Below are 15945 nucleotides of genomic sequence, written 5' to 3' on the forward strand. Positions count from 1 at the left end.
TGCTTAGATCAAGCCTTTCTTCTGCTTGTAGTCGCGAACGGCCGCTTTGATAGCGTCTTCAGCAAGTACGGAGCAGTGAATTTTCACTGGCGGCAGGGCCAGTTCTTCGGCCAACTGAGTGTTTTTGATGGTCTCTGCTTCATCCAGAGTCTTGCCTTTCATCCACTCGGTCGCCAGGGAGCTGGAGGCGATAGCCGAACCGCAACCGTAGGTCTTGAACTTGGCGTCTTCGATGATGCCTTGCTCGTTAACCTTGATCTGCAGACGCATCACGTCGCCGCACGCCGGAGCGCCGACCATGCCAGTGCCGACATCCGGGTCTTCCGCGTCCATCTTGCCGACGTTACGCGGGTTCTCGTAGTGGTCGATGACCTTTTCGCTGTAAGCCATGATTCTTAATCCTCACTCATCAGAGAGTCGCTCTTGAGCCCTGCACACTTAAGTATTGCAGGGCCGGTTTGCGGCGACTTGAAATCAGTGTGCCGCCCACTCGATTTTCGAAATGTCGACACCGTCTTTGTACATATCCCACAGCGGCGACAAGGTGCGCAGCTTGGTAACGGCCTCGCAGACTTTCTGCGCGGCATAGTCGATTTCTTCTTCGGTGGTGAAACGACCGAAGGTGAAGCGAATCGAGCTGTGTGCCAGTTCGTCGTTGCGGCCCAGGGCGCGCAGTACGTACGAAGGCTCAAGGGAAGCCGAGGTGCAGGCCGAACCGGACGAAACCGCCAGATCCTTGAGGGCCATGATCAGCGACTCGCCTTCAACGTAGTTGAAGCTCAGGTTCAGGTTGTGCGGTACGCGGGCGGTCATGCTGCCGTTGATGTACAGCTCTTCCAGGCCTTCGACCTGCTTGAAGAAGCGGTCGCTCAAGGCTTTGATGCGCACGTTCTCGGCAGCCATGTCTTCCTTGGCTACGCGGAAGGCTTCGCCCATGCCGACGATCTGGTGGGTCGCCAGGGTGCCGGAACGCATGCCACGTTCGTGACCGCCGCCGTGCATGGTCGCTTCGATGCGAACACGCGGCTTGCGGCTCACGTACAGCGCGCCGATGCCTTTAGGACCGTAGGTTTTGTGAGCGGAGAACGACATCATGTCGACTTTCAGCTTCGACAGGTCGATGTCGACCTTGCCGGTGGACTGAGCGGCGTCAACGTGGAACAGAATGCCCTTGGAGCGGGTCAGTTCGCCGATGGCGGCGATGTCGTTGACGGTGCCGATTTCGTTGTTCACGTGCATGATCGACACCAGGATGGTGTCGTCACGCAGGGCAGCTTCAACCATCTCAGGCGTCACCAGGCCATCGGTGCGCGGCTCGATGTAAGTCACTTCGAAGCCTTCACGCTCCAGTTGGCGCATGGTGTCGAGGACAGCCTTGTGCTCAATCTTGGTGGTGATCAGGTGTTTGCCCTTGGTCGCATAGAAATGCGCCGCACCCTTGATTGCCAGGTTGTCGGATTCGGTGGCACCGGAGGTCCAGACGATTTCACGCGGGTCGGCGTTAACCAGGTCTGCAACCTGACGACGAGCGTTTTCGACGGACTCTTCAGCTTTCCAGCCGAACACGTGGGAACGGGACGCCGGGTTACCGAAGTTTCCGTCGACCAGCAGGCATTCACTCATCTTTTGCGCGACACGCGGATCAACCGGGGTGGTCGCAGAGTAATCAAGGTAAATCGGCAATTTCATGGACTATCTCCTAAATCAGGCTGGCTGGCGTGCCGCTAGCTCTTTGGCTGTCATTCGACGGCGGACGCTTCAATCTTGTCCAGGCGTGGCGCCTTGCCATTGCAACGGCGCTGGTCCTGACGCTGGGCTACTTCTTGCACCTCACGGCGAGTCACAAGGTCAGCCAAGCTGATACCACTCAAAAATTCGTGAATCTGCAGGCTCAGATCGCACCACAAGTGGTGGGTCAGACAGGTGTCGCCTTGATGGCAATCGCCCTGGCCCTGGCATTTGGTTGCATCGACCGATTCGTTTACCGCATCGATCACCTGGGCGACCTGGATGCCCTGCATGTCGCGGGACAGTTGGTAGCCGCCGCCCGGGCCGCGAACACTGGAAACCAGATTGCTACGACGCAATTTGGCAAACAGCTGTTCAAGGTAGGACAGGGAGATGCCTTGGCGCTCGGAGATATCGGCCAGGGACACCGGCCCGTGCTGCGCGTGCAACGCCAGGTCAAGCATGGCGGTCACGGCGTATCGGCCTTTTGTAGTCAGTCTCATGGACAATTACCACGGAGTTCGGAATGGGGGCGAGTATGCTATTCCCGAGTATTTAAGTCAACTATAAGACCTAGTACTTTAGTCAGGTTTACCCGCAAAAGAGCGCGCGCATCATATCAGGGTCCGCACGCTAATGGCACACCGCCGAGCGCTGTGCCATTGCCTGAATACGACCTGCGACAACCGCCGCAAACTGCAAATCCGGGCACGACCTGTGTAGGAGCTACCGAAGGCTGCGATCTTTTGATCTTCGCCGTTGAAAAGCAAAATCAAAAGATCGCAGCCTTCGGCAGCTCCTACATTAACCTCAACCAGTCTTGGTTTCGTCTTTGTCTTTTACGCAAGCGAAGTCTTCTTCGCGCAATTCAGGCAAATCCTTGGCGCAGTAGTTACTACCCAAATCCTTCAGCGCACCGCACATCCCTTCCAGCCGACCATCCACCGCCTGCAGGTGATCAAGCAACTGACCAATGGCACGCGCCACCGGGTCCGGCATGTCTTCACCAACGCCATAGGCATCGAAGCCGATCTTCTCGGCCATGGCCTTGCGCTTGGCGTCCAGCTCATCATCAGACTTAACGATGATCCGCCCCGGAATCCCCACCACCGTCGCACCCGGCGGAACCGCTTTGGTCACCACCGCATTGGAACCGACCTTGGCCCCGGCGCCGACCGTGAACGGACCGAGCACCTTGGCGCCCGCCCCCACCACGACGCCGTCTTCCAGGGTCGGGTGACGCTTGCCCTTGTTCCAACTGGTGCCACCCAGGGTCACGCCTTGATACAGGGTGACGTCATTGCCGATTTCAGCGGTTTCACCGATGACAATGCCCATACCGTGATCAATAAAGAAACGACGACCAACCTTCGCACCCGGATGAATCTCGATCCCGGTCAACCAGCGTCCAAAGTTCGACACCAACCGCGCCAACCACTTCCAGCCCATGCCCCACAGGGCCGACGACAGGCGATGGATCCAGATCGCGTGCATGCCGGGGTAGCAGGTCAGGACTTCAAAAGCGTTACGCGCTGCCGGATCACGGTGGAAAACACTCTGGATATCTTCACGCAAACGCTCGAACATTTTTAATCCTTCCGCTTAAGAAGCTCGCCACGGGCCGCTTTCTGGGTTTCCGTGAGGATGCCACGCAATATATTCATTTCCGCCCGGCTGACCGAGCTTCGTCCGTACAACCGACGCAGGCGCGCCATCAAGTGTCGTGGCTTTTCCGGGTCGAGAAATTCGATGGCCACCAGGGTTTGCTCCAGGTGTTCATAGAATCGCTCCAGCTCATCCATGGTCGCCAGCTCGCCACTTTTGGTGGACGCCACTTCATCCTTCTCGACCTTGCTCGGCTGGCCTTGGGCCGCGAGCCAGGACATGCGCACTTCATAACTCAACACCTGCACCGCTGCCCCAAGGTTCAGCGAGCTGAACTCAGGGTCTGATGGGATGTGCACGTGATAATGACATCGCTGCAGCTCTTCATTGGTCAGGCCGGAATCTTCACGACCAAAGACCAAGGCGATCTCTGCACCTTGCACGGCTTCCTCGACCACTTTCACGCCGCATTCGCGGGGATCGAGCAATGGCCAGGGAATGCGACGGTCACGGGCGCTGGTGCCGAGCACCAGATTGCAGCCGACCAAGGCATCTTCCAAAGTGGCGACGACTTGCGCGTTTTCAAGGATGTCACCGGCACCGGAAGCACGGGCATCGGCCTCGTGGTGCGGGAACAACCGCGGTTCGACCAGCACCAGCCGCGACAGGCCCATGTTCTTCATGGCACGCGCAGCCCCGCCGATGTTGCCGGGATGGCTGGTATTGACCAGGACGACACGAATGTTATGCAGCACGGGAGGCGATCTCGAACACTAAATTGGGGAGCCGAATCTTACAGTTCATCCTACCGTTAAGCTATGAAAGCGAACACCGACCTTCACCTGTAGAAAAGTTCTGATAGAATGCCCGGCTTTCTTTAACAACCTTAGGTGACACATCCATGCAGCCCATGCTGAATATCGCGCTGCGCGCCGCCCGCAGCGCCAGTGAATTGATCTTCCGCTCCATCGAGCGCCTGGATACCATCAAGGTCGACGAAAAAGACGCCAAGGATTACGTATCCGAGGTGGATCGCGCCGCTGAGCAGAAAATCATCGACGCGCTGCGCAAGGCTTACCCGAACCACTCGATTCTCGGTGAAGAAACCGGCATGCACGCCGGCAACGGCATCGAAGGTGAAGAGTACCTGTGGATCATCGATCCGCTGGACGGCACCACCAACTTCCTGCGCGGCATTCCTCACTTCGCTGTCAGCATCGCCTGCAAATACCGCGGTCGCCTGGAACACGCTGTTGTTCTGGACCCGGTTCGCCAGGAAGAATTCACCGCCAGCCGTGGTCGCGGCGCTCAACTGAACGGTCGTCGCCTGCGCGTCAGCGGCCGCACCAGCCTGGACGGCGCCCTGCTGGGTACCGGCTTCCCGTTCCGTGACGACCAGATGGACAACCTCGACAACTACCTGGGCATGTTCCGCGCCCTGGTTGGCCAGACCGCCGGCATCCGCCGCGCCGGCTCGGCCAGCCTGGACCTGGCCTACGTGGCTGCCGGTCGTTTCGACGCGTTCTGGGAATCGGGCCTGTCCGAGTGGGACATGGCTGCAGGCGCCCTGCTGATCCAGGAAGCTGGTGGCTTGGTGAGCGACTTCACCGGCGGTCATGACTTCCTTGAAAAAGGCCACGTCGTTGCCGGCAACACCAAATGCTTCAAAGCAGTTCTGACGGCGATCCAGCCGCACCTGCCGGCTTCGCTGAAACGCTAAGCGAACGCCCACAAAAAAAGCACCTTTCGGGGTGCTTTTTTTATGCCTGGGATTTGCCCTCAAGACCACCTCATAACCAGTGTGGGAGCGGGCTTGCTCGCGAATGCAGTCTTTCATTCAACAGATATGCCGACTGATACACCGCTTTCGCGAGCAAGCCCGCTCCCACAGGGGGTTTGTAGTGAGGCAGATATTGAGGCACAAAAAAAGCACCCTTCCGGGTGCTTCTTTTTTAGCCTGGCAATCAGCTCATCACTGACCCGGCTCATTCTGCGACAGAACCAACTTACCTTCCTTGTCGACCGGAATCTGGTTGCCCGGATCGCGGTCCATCCGCACTTTGCCTTCCTTGCCGTCCAGCGAATAACGGACGTCGTAGCCGACAACTTTGTCGCTGATGTCATTCACGGTATTACAGCGAGTCTGGGTCGTGGTGTAGGTATCGCGATTCTGCATACCTTCCTGGACCTTGTTCCCGGCGTAGCCACCGCCAACAGCACCTGCCACGGTGGCAATCTTCTTGCCGTTACCGCCGCCGATCTGGTTGCCGAGCAAACCGCCGCCCACTGCACCCAGGACTGTACCGAGGATCTGGTGTTGATCCTTGACCGGCGCCTGACGGGTTACTGCAACGTCCTTGCACACTTCACGTGGAGTCTTGATCTGTGTCTTAACCGGCTCAACGGCCAATACTTGCGCATACTCAGGGCCGCTTTTAACCAGGCTGTAGGTGGCAACAGCGCCTCCGGCAGTCACACCGACAGCACCCAGTACCGCACCAACCAGCAACGACTTGTTCACATGAACCTCCTGACCATCACATGCGGATCATTGTCCGCGCTTCTCCCAGCCTTGGAGCACAAAAAAAGGCGCGAGTTCAACTCGCGCCTTTTTTGGCTGACATCAGGAAAAGCGATGGCCGTTATGGACGGTCGTCGACTTCCTTCTCGGAAGCCGCAGGAGGAATCAGATCCTCGCTGCTCAGGTTCAGCCAGATCAGCACCACGTTCGCGATGTAGATCGACGAGTAGGTACCCGCCAGAACACCGATGAACAGGGCGATGGAGAAGCCAAACAGGTTGTCGCCACCGAAGAACAGCAGTGCTGCGATCGCCAGCAAGGTGGAGATCGACGTCGCCATGGTCCGCAGCAGGGTTTGCGTGGTCGAGATGTTGATGTTCTCGATCAGGCTGGCCTTGCGTAGAACCCGGAAGTTCTCACGAACCCGGTCGAATACCACGATGGTGTCGTTCAGCGAGTAACCGATAATCGCCAGCACCGCCGCCAGTACCGTCAGATCGAAGGTGATCTGGAAGAACGACAGGATACCGATGGTCACGATCACGTCGTGGATCAGCGAAACAATGGCGCCGACCGCGAATTTCCACTGAAAGCGGAAAGCCAGGTAGATCAGGATGCCGCCCAGCGCCATCAGCATGCCGAGGCCGCCCTGGTCGCGCAGCTCTTCACCCACCTGCGGGCCGACGAACTCGACGCGCTTGACCGTCGCCGGGTTATCGCCGCCCACCTTCAGCAGCGCTTCAGCGACCTGGTGACCCAGTTGCGGGTCTTCGCCAGGCATACGCACCAGCAGATCAGTCGTCGCGCCAAAGCTCTGCACGATGGCTTCGTGGTAACCCGACTCAGAGAGTTGGGTACGCACCTTGGACACATCGGCCGGACGCTCGTAGGTCAGCTCGATGAGCGTACCGCCGGTGAAGTCCAGGCCCCAGTTCATGCCCTTGTGCCAGCAACTGAACAACGCCAGTGCGGTAAGGAACAATGTGACGCCGAACGCGAAGTTGCGAACGCCCATGAAGTTGATTGTACGTAACATGGCAGCCCCTTAAATCCACAACTTCTTGAAGTCCCGACCGCCGAAGATCAGGTTGACCATCGCGCGGGTCACCATGATGGCCGTGAACATCGAGGTAAAGATCCCGAGGGACATGGTCACTGCGAAGCCTTTGACGGGACCGGTGCCCATCGCAAACAGAATCCCGCCGACCAACAGTGTTGTCAGGTTGGCGTCGAGAATCGCGGTGAACGCCCGGCCGAAGCCTTCGTTGATTGCCCGTTGTACGGTCATGCCCGCCGCGATCTCTTCACGAATCCGCGAGAAGATCAGCACGTTGGCGTCGACGGCCATACCCATGGTCAATACGATACCGGCGATACCCGGCAGGGTCAGCGTTGCACCCAGCAGCGACATCAAGGCCAGCAGCAGCACCATGTTCACGCCCAGCGCGACGGTGGCGATGATGCCGAAGAAGCGGTAGATGGCGATGATGAACAGCGAGACAAACAGCATGCCCCACAGCGATGCATCGATACCTTTGGTGATGTTGTCGGCACCCAGGCTCGGGCCAATGGTGCGCTCTTCAGCGAAGTACATCGGTGCAGCCAGACCACCGGCACGCAGCAACAGCGCCAGTTCGGACGACTCGCCCTGGCCGTTCAGGCCCGTGATGCGGAACTGAGCACCCAGCGGCGACTGGATGGTCGCCAGGCTGATGATCTTCTTCTCTTCTTTGAACGTTTGCACCGCGACGTCTTTCTCGACGCCATCCACCACTTGCTTGGTGTAAGTGGTGACAGGGCGTTGCTCGATGAAGATCACCGCCATGCTGCGACCGACGTTGCTGCGAGTCGCACGACTCATCAGCTCGCCGCCGTGGCCATCCAGACGGATGTTCACTTCTGGCGTGCCGTGCTCGCCGAAGCCAGCCTTGGCGTCAGTTACTTGGTCACCCGTGATGATCAGGCCACGCTCGATCTGTGCCGGCGGACGCTTGCCTTCACGGAACTCGAACGATTCGGAAGTGGCTTTCGAAGCACCCGGCTCTGCAGCCAGACGGAACTCAAGGTTGGCCGTCTTGCCGAGGATACGCTTGGCTTCTGCGGTGTCCTGCACGCCCGGCAGCTCAACCACGATGCGGTTGGCGCCCTGACGCTGAACGATCGGCTCAGCAACACCCAGCTCGTTGACGCGGTTACGTACCGTGGTCAAGTTCTGCTTGATGGAGTATTCGCGGATTTCCGCCAGCTTGGCTGGGGTCATCGCCAGACGCAGCACCGGTTGACCATTCAGGTCGGCCGGAACAATGTCGAAATCGTTGAAGTTCTTGCGGACCAGCGCACGGGCTTGTTCGCGGGTTGCTTCATCAGTGAAGCCCAACTGAATGGCACCGCCGAGTTGCGGCAGGCTGCGATAGCGCAGTTTCTCTTTACGCAACAGACTTTTGACGTCGCCTTCGTAGACTTTCAGGCGTGCGTCGAGGGCTTTGTCCATGTCCACTTCCAGCAGGAAGTGCACACCACCGGACAAGTCCAGACCCAGCTTCATCGGGTGCGCGCCGAGGCTGCGCAGCCATTGCGGGGTGGTTTGTGCCAGGTTCAGTGCAACGACGTAGTCATCACCCAATGCCTTGCGCACGACGTCCTTGGCTGGCAACTGGTCTTCAGCCTTGGTCAGGCGAATCAGGCCGCCCTTGCCGTTGGCCGACAGCGTGGCTGCCTTGACGTTGATCCCGGATTCCTTGAGCGCAGTGCTCACACGGTCCAGATCAGCCTGATTGACCAACAGCGCAGTGCTTGCACCGCTGACCTGAATGGCCGGGTCATCAGGGTAAAGATTGGGAGCGGAATAAATCAGACCGACCGCCAGCACCGCCAGGATCAGAATGTATTTCCACAGAGGGTATTTGTTCAGCATCACGCCGCCCGCTTATGACGCGGGGCGCCTTGCGCGCCCCGTCGATTGAGTAGAAGTTGAAACTTAGATCGCTTTTAGCGTGCCTTTTGGCAGCGTGGCCGCGATGGCGCCTTTCTGGAACTTCATTTCCACGGTGTCGGAAACTTCCAGAACCACGAAATCGTCTGCCACTTTAGTGATCTTGCCGGCGATACCACCGGTGGTCACAACTTCGTCGCCTTTTTGCAGGCTGCCGAGCAGGTTCTTCTGTTCTTTGGCGCGCTTGGCCTGTGGACGCCAGATCATCAGGTAGAAGATGACCAGGAAACCGACCAGGAAAATCCACTCAAAACCGCCGCCCAGTGGGCCTGCAGCTGCCGGTGCAGCAGCGTCGGCCATGGCATTAGAGATAAAAAAGCTCATTTAGCACTCCAGTTGCAAATGTTGAATCTTGGGGTCAGAAAACTCAGTCCAAAGGCGGAACAGGTAGCCCGCGTTTGGCGTAGAAGGCATCGACAAAGGCGGCCAATGTACCCTGTTGAATAGCCTCGCGCAAACCAGCCATAAGCACCTGGTAATGGCGCAAATTGTGGATGGTATTCAACATGCTACCCAGCATTTCGCCGCACTTGTCCAGATGGTGCAGATAAGCACGGGAGAAGTTCTGGCAGGTGTAGCAATCGCAGGTCGGATCGAGCGGCGAATCATCATGGCGATGGAACGCGTTACGGATCTTCAGCACGCCTGTATCAATGAACAGATGCCCGTTGCGGGCATTACGGGTTGGCATCACGCAATCGAACATGTCCACACCGCGGCGCACACCCTCAACCAGATCTTCCGGTTTGCCAACGCCCATAAGGTAACGAGGTTTGTCAGCCGGCATCAGGCCCGGCAGGTAATCCAGCACCTTGATCATCTCGTGCTTGGGCTCGCCCACCGACAGACCGCCAATGGCCAGGCCATCGAAGCCGATCTTGTCGAGGCCTTCCAGGGAGCGCATGCGCAGGTCCTGGTGCATGCCGCCCTGCACGATGCCGAACAGCGCCGCCGTGTTGTCGCCATGCGCATTTTTCGAACGCTGGGCCCAACGCAACGACAGCTCCATCGACACACGGGCAACATCTTCGTCAGCCGGGTACGGGGTGCATTCGTCGAAAATCATCACGATGTCGGAGCCCAGGTCACGCTGGACCTGCATCGATTCTTCCGGGCCCATGAACACTTTCGCGCCATCAACCGGAGAGGCGAAGGTCACGCCCTCCTCCTTGATCTTGCGCATCGCGCCGAGGCTGAACACCTGAAAACCGCCGGAGTCTGTAAGAATCGGGCCTTTCCACTGCATGAAATCGTGCAGGTCGCCGTGCTTCTTGATCACTTCGGTGCCCGGACGTAGCCACAAGTGGAAGGTGTTGCCCAGAATGATTTCCGCGCCGGTCGCGGTGATATCCCGCGGCAGCATGCCCTTGACCGTGCCGTACGTGCCCACCGGCATGAAGGCCGGGGTCTCGACGGTACCGCGCGGGAAGGTCAGACGACCGCGACGCGCCTTGCCGTCAGTGGCCAGCAGTTCAAACGACATACGACTCATACTGTTTCCTCAGGGCCCGATTCTTTAGGGGCAGTCGGCGCAGGATTACGGGTGATAAACATCGCATCACCGTAACTGAAAAAGCGGTAACCATGCTCCACCGCTGCTTTATACGCAGCCATGGCTTCGGGATAACCGGCGAACGCCGAAACCAGCATCAACAGCGTGGATTCGGGCAAATGGAAGTTGGTGACCAGGGCATCGACCACATGAAACGGCCGGCCCGGGTAGATAAAAATGTCCGTGTCACCACTGAACGGCTTGAGCACGCCATCGCGGGCGGCGCTTTCCAGGGAACGCACGCTGGTGGTCCCCACCGCCACCACCCGACCGCCGCGCGCACGGCAAGCGGCGACCGCATCCACCACGTCCTGGCCGACTTCCAGCCATTCGCTGTGCATATGATGGTCTTCAAGCTTCTCGACCCGCACCGGCTGGAACGTGCCCGCACCGACGTGCAAGGTCACGAACGCCGTCTCGACGCCCTTGGCGGCAATCGCCTCCATCAGCGGCTGATCGAAATGCAGCCCCGCCGTCGGCGCCGCCACCGCGCCCAGGCGCTCGGCGTACACGGTCTGATAACGCTCGCGATCCGCACCTTCGTCCGGGCGATCTATATAAGGCGGCAACGGCATGTGCCCGACGCGATCGAGCAGCGGCAACACCTCTTCGGTGAAACCCAACTCGAACAACGTATCGTGCCGCGCCAGCATTTCTGCCTCGCCGCCGCCGTCGATCAGGATCTTCGACCCAGGTTTGGGCGACTTGCTGGAACGCACATGCGCCAGCACGCGATGACTGTCGAGCACCCGCTCCACCAGAATTTCCAGCTTGCCGCCAGAAGCCTTCTGGCCAAACAGCCGCGCCGGAATCACCCGGGTATTGTTGAACACCATCAAATCGCCCGGGCGCAAATGCTCGAGCAAATCAGTGAACTGACGGTGTGCCAGGGCGCCGCTGACCCCATCCAGGGTCAACAGGCGACTGTTGCGACGCTCGGCCAAAGGGTGGCGAGCAATCAGCGAATCAGGGAGTTCGAAAGTAAAGTCAGCAACGCGCATGATCGAGTTCGTCTAGCAGGGGCCGGGAGTCTAGCCGAAATAGTGAAAATTCTCTATGTACCTGATTGACCGACGGTAATCTCATCTCTATACTTCGCCGCCATTGAGCCCTGATGGCGGAATTGGTAGACGCGGCGGATTCAAAATCCGTTTTCGCAAGAAGTGGGAGTTCGAGTCTCCCTCGGGGCACCAAAATTAAGAAAGGTCTTGCTTTGCAAGGCCTTTTTTTTCGTCTGTAGAAAAGTGCCCGGCACCCCACAACCCCGTAGGAGCTGCCGAAGGCTGCGATCTTTTGATCTTGCCTTTAAAGCGCCACACCCCAAACCCGCCCAGCCAACGAATCAAGGATTCACACAATGGAATTGCCACTGGAAACCGTTGCCCTGTTCGCCCTCAAGCTGGCTTATGAGCGCGAGGGGGAAAGCCCGATTCTGCGGGATGACCCGATCATGAGTGATTATGAGCGGGAGGTTTTTGGGTTGCTGGTGCGGCGGCGGGATGTTGAGGGGATTCAGTTTCGGGTGGGGCATTGTGTTGGGTTGGCGTTGGAGGCTATCGGCGGAGCCGACACAGTTTTGGGTCACGAACTGCATAGGTTGGTGGTGAATTTCAGCGCAGCGCGGACGATGGATCAGCTTGATAACCCGCTCGTCGCACTTAAGGACTACCTGAAAGACATTGTGTAAGTGCTCAACCACGTGAACAACGGAAATTCCGATCCACTACAGACGCTAATCTTGGTTGCCTGACCTTACTGAAAAAGAGAACGAACCACTTCCTCCACGTCGAAAAACGAAGAAAACAGGATCGTTCTAGATTTTCTAAAAAAAACGCCTCAAAAAAAACGAGAGCGCTGAAGAATTCGTTGAATTAGCTGTGCCTGAGAACCAGACGAACGATTTTGTGGAAAAGACAACACTACGCTTCGTACGGGGACGACCTCTGCGATTGCCCTGCTCGGAGTGAAGTCAGCTTCGCAGCCACCCACATCGCCGCTAATCTTGGCGGAGTTTACGGCCTCAAAACAGAAGGATAGCTGCGCCATTGTCTCAGCTTCGCGTTTTTCTTCTAACCGATCCATACAAAGCTCCTTCGCTACTGGCCTTTAAAGGCGGCAGGATTCTAGACCTTTCACTACTAATCCTTCAAGAGTAGAGACCGCCTCCATTGAGATACGTGCCACTGGTTCCGCATCTCTTAGGATCATGCGCCCATCTTTTTTCCGACCAGCGGGATGGGCGGAAAAGAATTTGAGGAACCGCGATGGCGCCACGCCATCGAAAGGGAGCACGCGCACCTTCGAGGTATCACTCTCATTCTCGGTTATAGCATCCTGATGCAGTCTGGTAGCAAGACTCTTACGGTAAGGCTCTAGAAAAATCACTTCTTTAATACCAGCCGCCACTAAATGCCGAGCACACGAATGGCAGGGATACGTGGTGACAAATAATTTCCCATTTCGAATTTTTGTGCCATCTGTTGCTCCTGCATTCAGCAAAGCGTGCATTTCAGCATGTACAGCTCTAGAAAACTCAATCAAACTCTTAAGTTGAGTTTTACTTCTAATGACTAGTAAAGCCGCATCCTTTTTATCGGGAGATATGATTTCTGACTCAATTAGCTTATCCACGATGTAATTGGATATTGCTTTCTTCTCCTGATCATTTGAACAAATACCACCCCCCATATTCCAACACCGACGATCTTCATCAGAACTGAGTCCGTCGCCCTCTGTCTGATACAGTCCTCCGAATGCTTTAGGAACATCATTCCATCCCGTCGACATCAACTCCCCTTCTTTACTAGTAATTGCAGCGCCAACTTGTCTGGAAAGACACGCTGAATTCCTAGCTGCCGAAAAAGCAGCATACATTGCGCGCTCATTAACTGTTGGAGTTGCAATTACGGTCCCCAGCATCAAATCCAAAAAGCGTCTTACTCTACTTATTCGATGTGAATCGGTTGTCTTCTCAACGCGCAGAAAAAAATCGGACTGGGGGAATGTATCCTCAACGCGCTGGCCGTAATCTATCTCTTCGCCTGAATCACGGTCAATAAGATCATGAATGTTCTCATTTTTTGATTCACTTTCAAGTTTAGCTATACGCATTTCAATAGGAGAATAGACACCTACTACATACAACATTTCTCCATAGATTGATCGCAATAGACGTAGCTCGTCGACATGCTTCACAGAATCAATAATATGGCACCATTTCAACGTCACATTCGGCACTAAAACATCATCAGCATCATCCTTAAATAGGTCAGGATGCTCGGATTTTTTTGCAGCAGTAGCTTTCGCTTGCTCACCGGCTCGGGCAACACTTATTCTCCTAACCGCCAGTTTCGCTAATACTTCATTCCCATGTTCTCTGCGCAACTCGTTTCCAGCTTCAATGAGTTCTTGAGTTGAGCCTTCGGGACCGATACCTTTATGACTTCGTATCTCGTCACTCAGAGTGATTATCTCTACATATTCATAGCCGTAATCCGTACTTAGCAGAAGCTCTTTGAAATTTTTAGCAACCTCGTGTAATGGCGTCCCCAAAGGGCCACACAAAGCAATTACGACTTGTGGAGTTAATGTCTTTTCAATCGCAAGCACGTCATCAAAGCCGCTACCAATGCTTGTTCCTCCTACTACACGAAGCCCTGCTTCGACAGCTGCCATGAGTCACATCCTTTTTGTTGTAATTGTACCTTTTGATTAATGGTACGCCGCCACCGATCCGATTACCTTTTCGACCAAATATATCTCGGTGTCTATCTTATAGCTTGGAAAAAGCTACTCAGCTTATGCAATTTAAGAATTAAAATCTCGGTCAGTCTTCAATTGTTGTTCTGCATGCCAATTTTCACCCGCTATTCACTAGCCTCGGGAGAATAGAGGAAGGTAATAGGTGCGCAAATAAGACGTTTCTGAAATGGCTGTAGGCTTTTTTATGCACTCCTCCGTGAAGGGGAATTCAACAAAAAAGCTGACCAGGAATTTCGAAGGTTGCAGGAAAATGGACTGCAAGATACCCTCTCACCGTCGCTGCCAATTCAGCGACCGGGCTTGGTAACCCGAGGTAAATCACTGCGCAACAGTGCCATGCGTTCGCAGGCGCTTTTTTTTCGCCTGCGATCTGCGTTATGGCGGCTGTGCGTGGGACGTCTTCGGACGTGCCGGTTTCCTTGATTTCCCGGTTTACCAACCTGCGCACAGCTGCCACCCATTCGCTTGGTAACGAATTGTGGCGGCTCTTCAAATTAAGGAGCTCTTGCAATGCGCAGCATCAATCCGTACAAAATCTGGCTTTCCCCTCTACGCAATTCCCCATCGCGTAACGCTTCCACCCTCCCCCACAGCCTCTCCACCACCGGAGAAGCCCAATGACCGATCAACCCGAACTCAAAACCATCGGCCTGACCCCGGCCCTCTATTGCGCAGACCACGCGCTGTTCCACATCACTCGCGATGTGCCGCTTGGTGATGCGTTGTCCATGGCTTCGGACTTTCTGTTTCTGGCCAAGGCGCTGACCAAAGAGGCTGCCTATAACCGGGATACCGATACTCACGCCTGGGCTGCGCATTATTTGACGTCGATGAGTAAGGCGGTGGTGGATGATGCGGTGAAGGTGTTGACGCGGGGGCGTGCTTCGACTGTGCCGCCTAAGCGGGCGGCGGAGAAGGTTGAGGAGTAGCGGCTGGGGGATGTGCTTGCGATGGGGTTGTATCAGTTGGGTTAGGTGTTGGCTGGTATATCGCTTTCGCGAGCAAGCTCTGCTCCTACGGGGGGGGCGGGGTTGTGTCAGTTGGTTTCGGTACTGGCTGGACTGGCGCTTTCGCGAGCAAGCCCGCTCCCACATTTTGGATTGAGTTTAGGCAGTTGGAGCCCCGAGTTTTCGGGGCTTTTTTGGGTTTGGGTCAGAGTAGGTGTTGGGAGATCAGTTTTGATATTTCTACCATCGATGTTCTGCCGGTGAATTCGAACTTCACTCTTCCCAGCGACGAGAAGTAGATCTCCAGTTCCGAATCCAGGTCGAATGTGCCGGAGGTTTCTACCGAATACGCGACGATGTTTTTGTAGGGCAACGAGGTGAAGTCTTTTTTGCTGCCGGTGATGCCCTGGACGTTGACGGCGATGATGCGTTTGTTGGTGAACACGACGCCGTCGCGCATGGATTTGTAGGCGTCGATGACGTGTTCGCCGTCGAGCAAAAGGTCGGCAACGCGTTGGGCGTATTCTTCGTTTTGCTTGAGTTTGAAGAATCCCTTGTTGTTGAAATCAATCATTTGTCGCTCCTACTTTTAATGTGTTTCGATGCTTCCTGCTGTTTCTTCCCAGCATCGTTGTCGGCCGCGGGGTTGGTGAAGCCGGCCTTGGCGTTTTCTGCCTTGGACTTGTGGATATCGCAGCCTTGGGTTTCGCTGACTTGGGTGCAGCCGGATTGCTCCAGTTGTTTGCGGTATTTGTCGTTGATGGCGTAGGCCGGGGATTGCGCCGCGATCAGGATGACCAGCGCCGGCAGGATAGCTTTCTTCATGTTGACTCCTTTG

At 56.2% G+C, this 15945-nt stretch carries 18 protein-coding genes and 1 tRNA gene; 4 read left to right on the forward strand and 15 right to left on the reverse strand.

The genetic code is table 11. The features are described 5' to 3' along the window. Positions 1-3: 3 nt before the first annotated feature. The 5 genes from iscU to trmJ form a co-directional block, all read right to left on the reverse strand. Complete coding sequence (gene iscU / locus HB680_RS10780) at positions 4-390, reverse strand: Fe-S cluster assembly scaffold IscU (RefSeq protein WP_003443374.1); 387 nt, start codon at positions 388-390, stop codon at positions 4-6. Between the two features lie 84 nt (positions 391-474). Further along, the gene (locus HB680_RS10785) at positions 475-1689 is read right to left on the reverse strand and encodes an IscS subfamily cysteine desulfurase (protein WP_054045387.1); all 1215 of its coding nucleotides are present in this window, start codon (positions 1687-1689) and stop codon (positions 475-477) included. A 50-nt stretch (positions 1690-1739) separates the two neighbouring features. Then, positions 1740-2231, reverse strand: coding sequence for a Fe-S cluster assembly transcriptional regulator IscR (gene iscR, locus HB680_RS10790; RefSeq protein ID WP_054045389.1), 492 nt, complete (start codon positions 2229-2231; stop codon positions 1740-1742). Between the two features lie 307 nt (positions 2232-2538). Then, on the reverse strand, positions 2539-3315 hold the full coding sequence (gene cysE / locus HB680_RS10795) for a serine O-acetyltransferase (protein ID WP_213938441.1): 777 nt from the start codon (positions 3313-3315) through the stop codon (positions 2539-2541). 2 nt (positions 3316-3317) lie between these two features. Next, positions 3318-4088 (reverse strand): tRNA (cytosine(32)/uridine(32)-2'-O)-methyltransferase TrmJ, encoded by a 771-nt coding sequence (trmJ, locus tag HB680_RS10800; protein ID WP_213938442.1) that lies wholly within the window; start codon positions 4086-4088, stop codon positions 3318-3320. Between the two features lie 146 nt (positions 4089-4234). Between trmJ and suhB the strand changes: the two genes are divergently transcribed. Further along, the gene (gene suhB, locus HB680_RS10805) at positions 4235-5053 is read left to right on the forward strand and encodes an inositol-phosphate phosphatase (RefSeq protein WP_092278434.1); all 819 of its coding nucleotides are present in this window, start codon (positions 4235-4237) and stop codon (positions 5051-5053) included. 252 nt (positions 5054-5305) lie between these two features. Here the strand turns inward: suhB and HB680_RS10810 are convergent, their stop codons facing one another. The 6 genes from HB680_RS10810 to queA all read right to left on the reverse strand — a co-directional run bounded on the left by HB680_RS10810 (position 5306) and on the right by queA (position 11399). Then, on the reverse strand, positions 5306-5854 hold the full coding sequence (locus HB680_RS10810) for a glycine zipper 2TM domain-containing protein (RefSeq protein ID WP_149658083.1): 549 nt from the start codon (positions 5852-5854) through the stop codon (positions 5306-5308). A 121-nt stretch (positions 5855-5975) separates the two neighbouring features. Further along, positions 5976-6890 (reverse strand): protein translocase subunit SecF, encoded by a 915-nt coding sequence (gene secF, locus HB680_RS10815; protein WP_213938443.1) that lies wholly within the window; start codon positions 6888-6890, stop codon positions 5976-5978. A 9-nt stretch (positions 6891-6899) separates the two neighbouring features. Beyond that, complete coding sequence (gene secD / locus HB680_RS10820; RefSeq protein ID WP_123410223.1) at positions 6900-8768, reverse strand: protein translocase subunit SecD; 1869 nt, start codon at positions 8766-8768, stop codon at positions 6900-6902. A gap of 63 nt (positions 8769-8831) precedes the next feature. Next, positions 8832-9170 (reverse strand): preprotein translocase subunit YajC, encoded by a 339-nt coding sequence (gene yajC / locus HB680_RS10825; protein WP_169373231.1) that lies wholly within the window; start codon positions 9168-9170, stop codon positions 8832-8834. Between the two features lie 43 nt (positions 9171-9213). Continuing rightward, a complete protein-coding gene (gene tgt, locus HB680_RS10830) occupies positions 9214-10329 on the reverse strand; it encodes a tRNA guanosine(34) transglycosylase Tgt (protein ID WP_161807656.1) in 1116 nt (371 codons plus the stop codon). A 5-nt stretch (positions 10330-10334) separates the two neighbouring features. Continuing rightward, entirely contained in the window at positions 10335-11399 is a 1065-nt protein-coding gene (gene queA / locus HB680_RS10835) for a tRNA preQ1(34) S-adenosylmethionine ribosyltransferase-isomerase QueA (protein ID WP_213938444.1), read from the reverse strand. A 107-nt stretch (positions 11400-11506) separates the two neighbouring features. Between queA and HB680_RS10840 the strand changes: the two genes are divergently transcribed. Then, a tRNA-Leu gene (locus HB680_RS10840) sits at positions 11507-11591 on the forward strand. A gap of 164 nt (positions 11592-11755) precedes the next feature. After that, on the forward strand, positions 11756-12085 hold the full coding sequence (locus HB680_RS10845) for a hypothetical protein (RefSeq protein WP_213938445.1): 330 nt from the start codon (positions 11756-11758) through the stop codon (positions 12083-12085). Positions 12086-12234: 149 nt separating this feature from the next. On the opposite strand, the gene HB680_RS10850 is transcribed toward HB680_RS10845, so the two are convergent. Then, positions 12235-12480 (reverse strand): hypothetical protein, encoded by a 246-nt coding sequence (locus HB680_RS10850; protein WP_213938446.1) that lies wholly within the window; start codon positions 12478-12480, stop codon positions 12235-12237. A gap of 24 nt (positions 12481-12504) precedes the next feature. Further along, complete coding sequence (locus HB680_RS10855; protein WP_213938447.1) at positions 12505-14073, reverse strand: anti-phage dCTP deaminase; 1569 nt, start codon at positions 14071-14073, stop codon at positions 12505-12507. 704 nt (positions 14074-14777) lie between these two features. Between HB680_RS10855 and HB680_RS10860 the strand changes: the two genes are divergently transcribed. After that, a complete protein-coding gene (locus HB680_RS10860) occupies positions 14778-15089 on the forward strand; it encodes a DUF3077 domain-containing protein (protein ID WP_213938448.1) in 312 nt (103 codons plus the stop codon). A gap of 223 nt (positions 15090-15312) precedes the next feature. Here the strand turns inward: HB680_RS10860 and HB680_RS10865 are convergent, their stop codons facing one another. Then, positions 15313-15681 (reverse strand): PH domain-containing protein, encoded by a 369-nt coding sequence (locus HB680_RS10865; protein ID WP_213938449.1) that lies wholly within the window; start codon positions 15679-15681, stop codon positions 15313-15315. After that, positions 15678-15932 carry a hypothetical protein gene (locus HB680_RS10870; RefSeq protein ID WP_213938450.1) on the reverse strand — a complete coding sequence of 85 codons (255 nt, stop codon included), beginning with the start codon at positions 15930-15932 and terminating at the stop codon, positions 15678-15680. The genes HB680_RS10865 and HB680_RS10870 overlap by 4 nt, the downstream gene beginning before the upstream one ends. Positions 15933-15945 lie beyond the last annotated feature (13 nt).

Source organism: Pseudomonas sp. dw_612, assembly GCF_018449725.1.
GTDB lineage: Bacteria > Pseudomonadota > Gammaproteobacteria > Pseudomonadales > Pseudomonadaceae > Aquipseudomonas.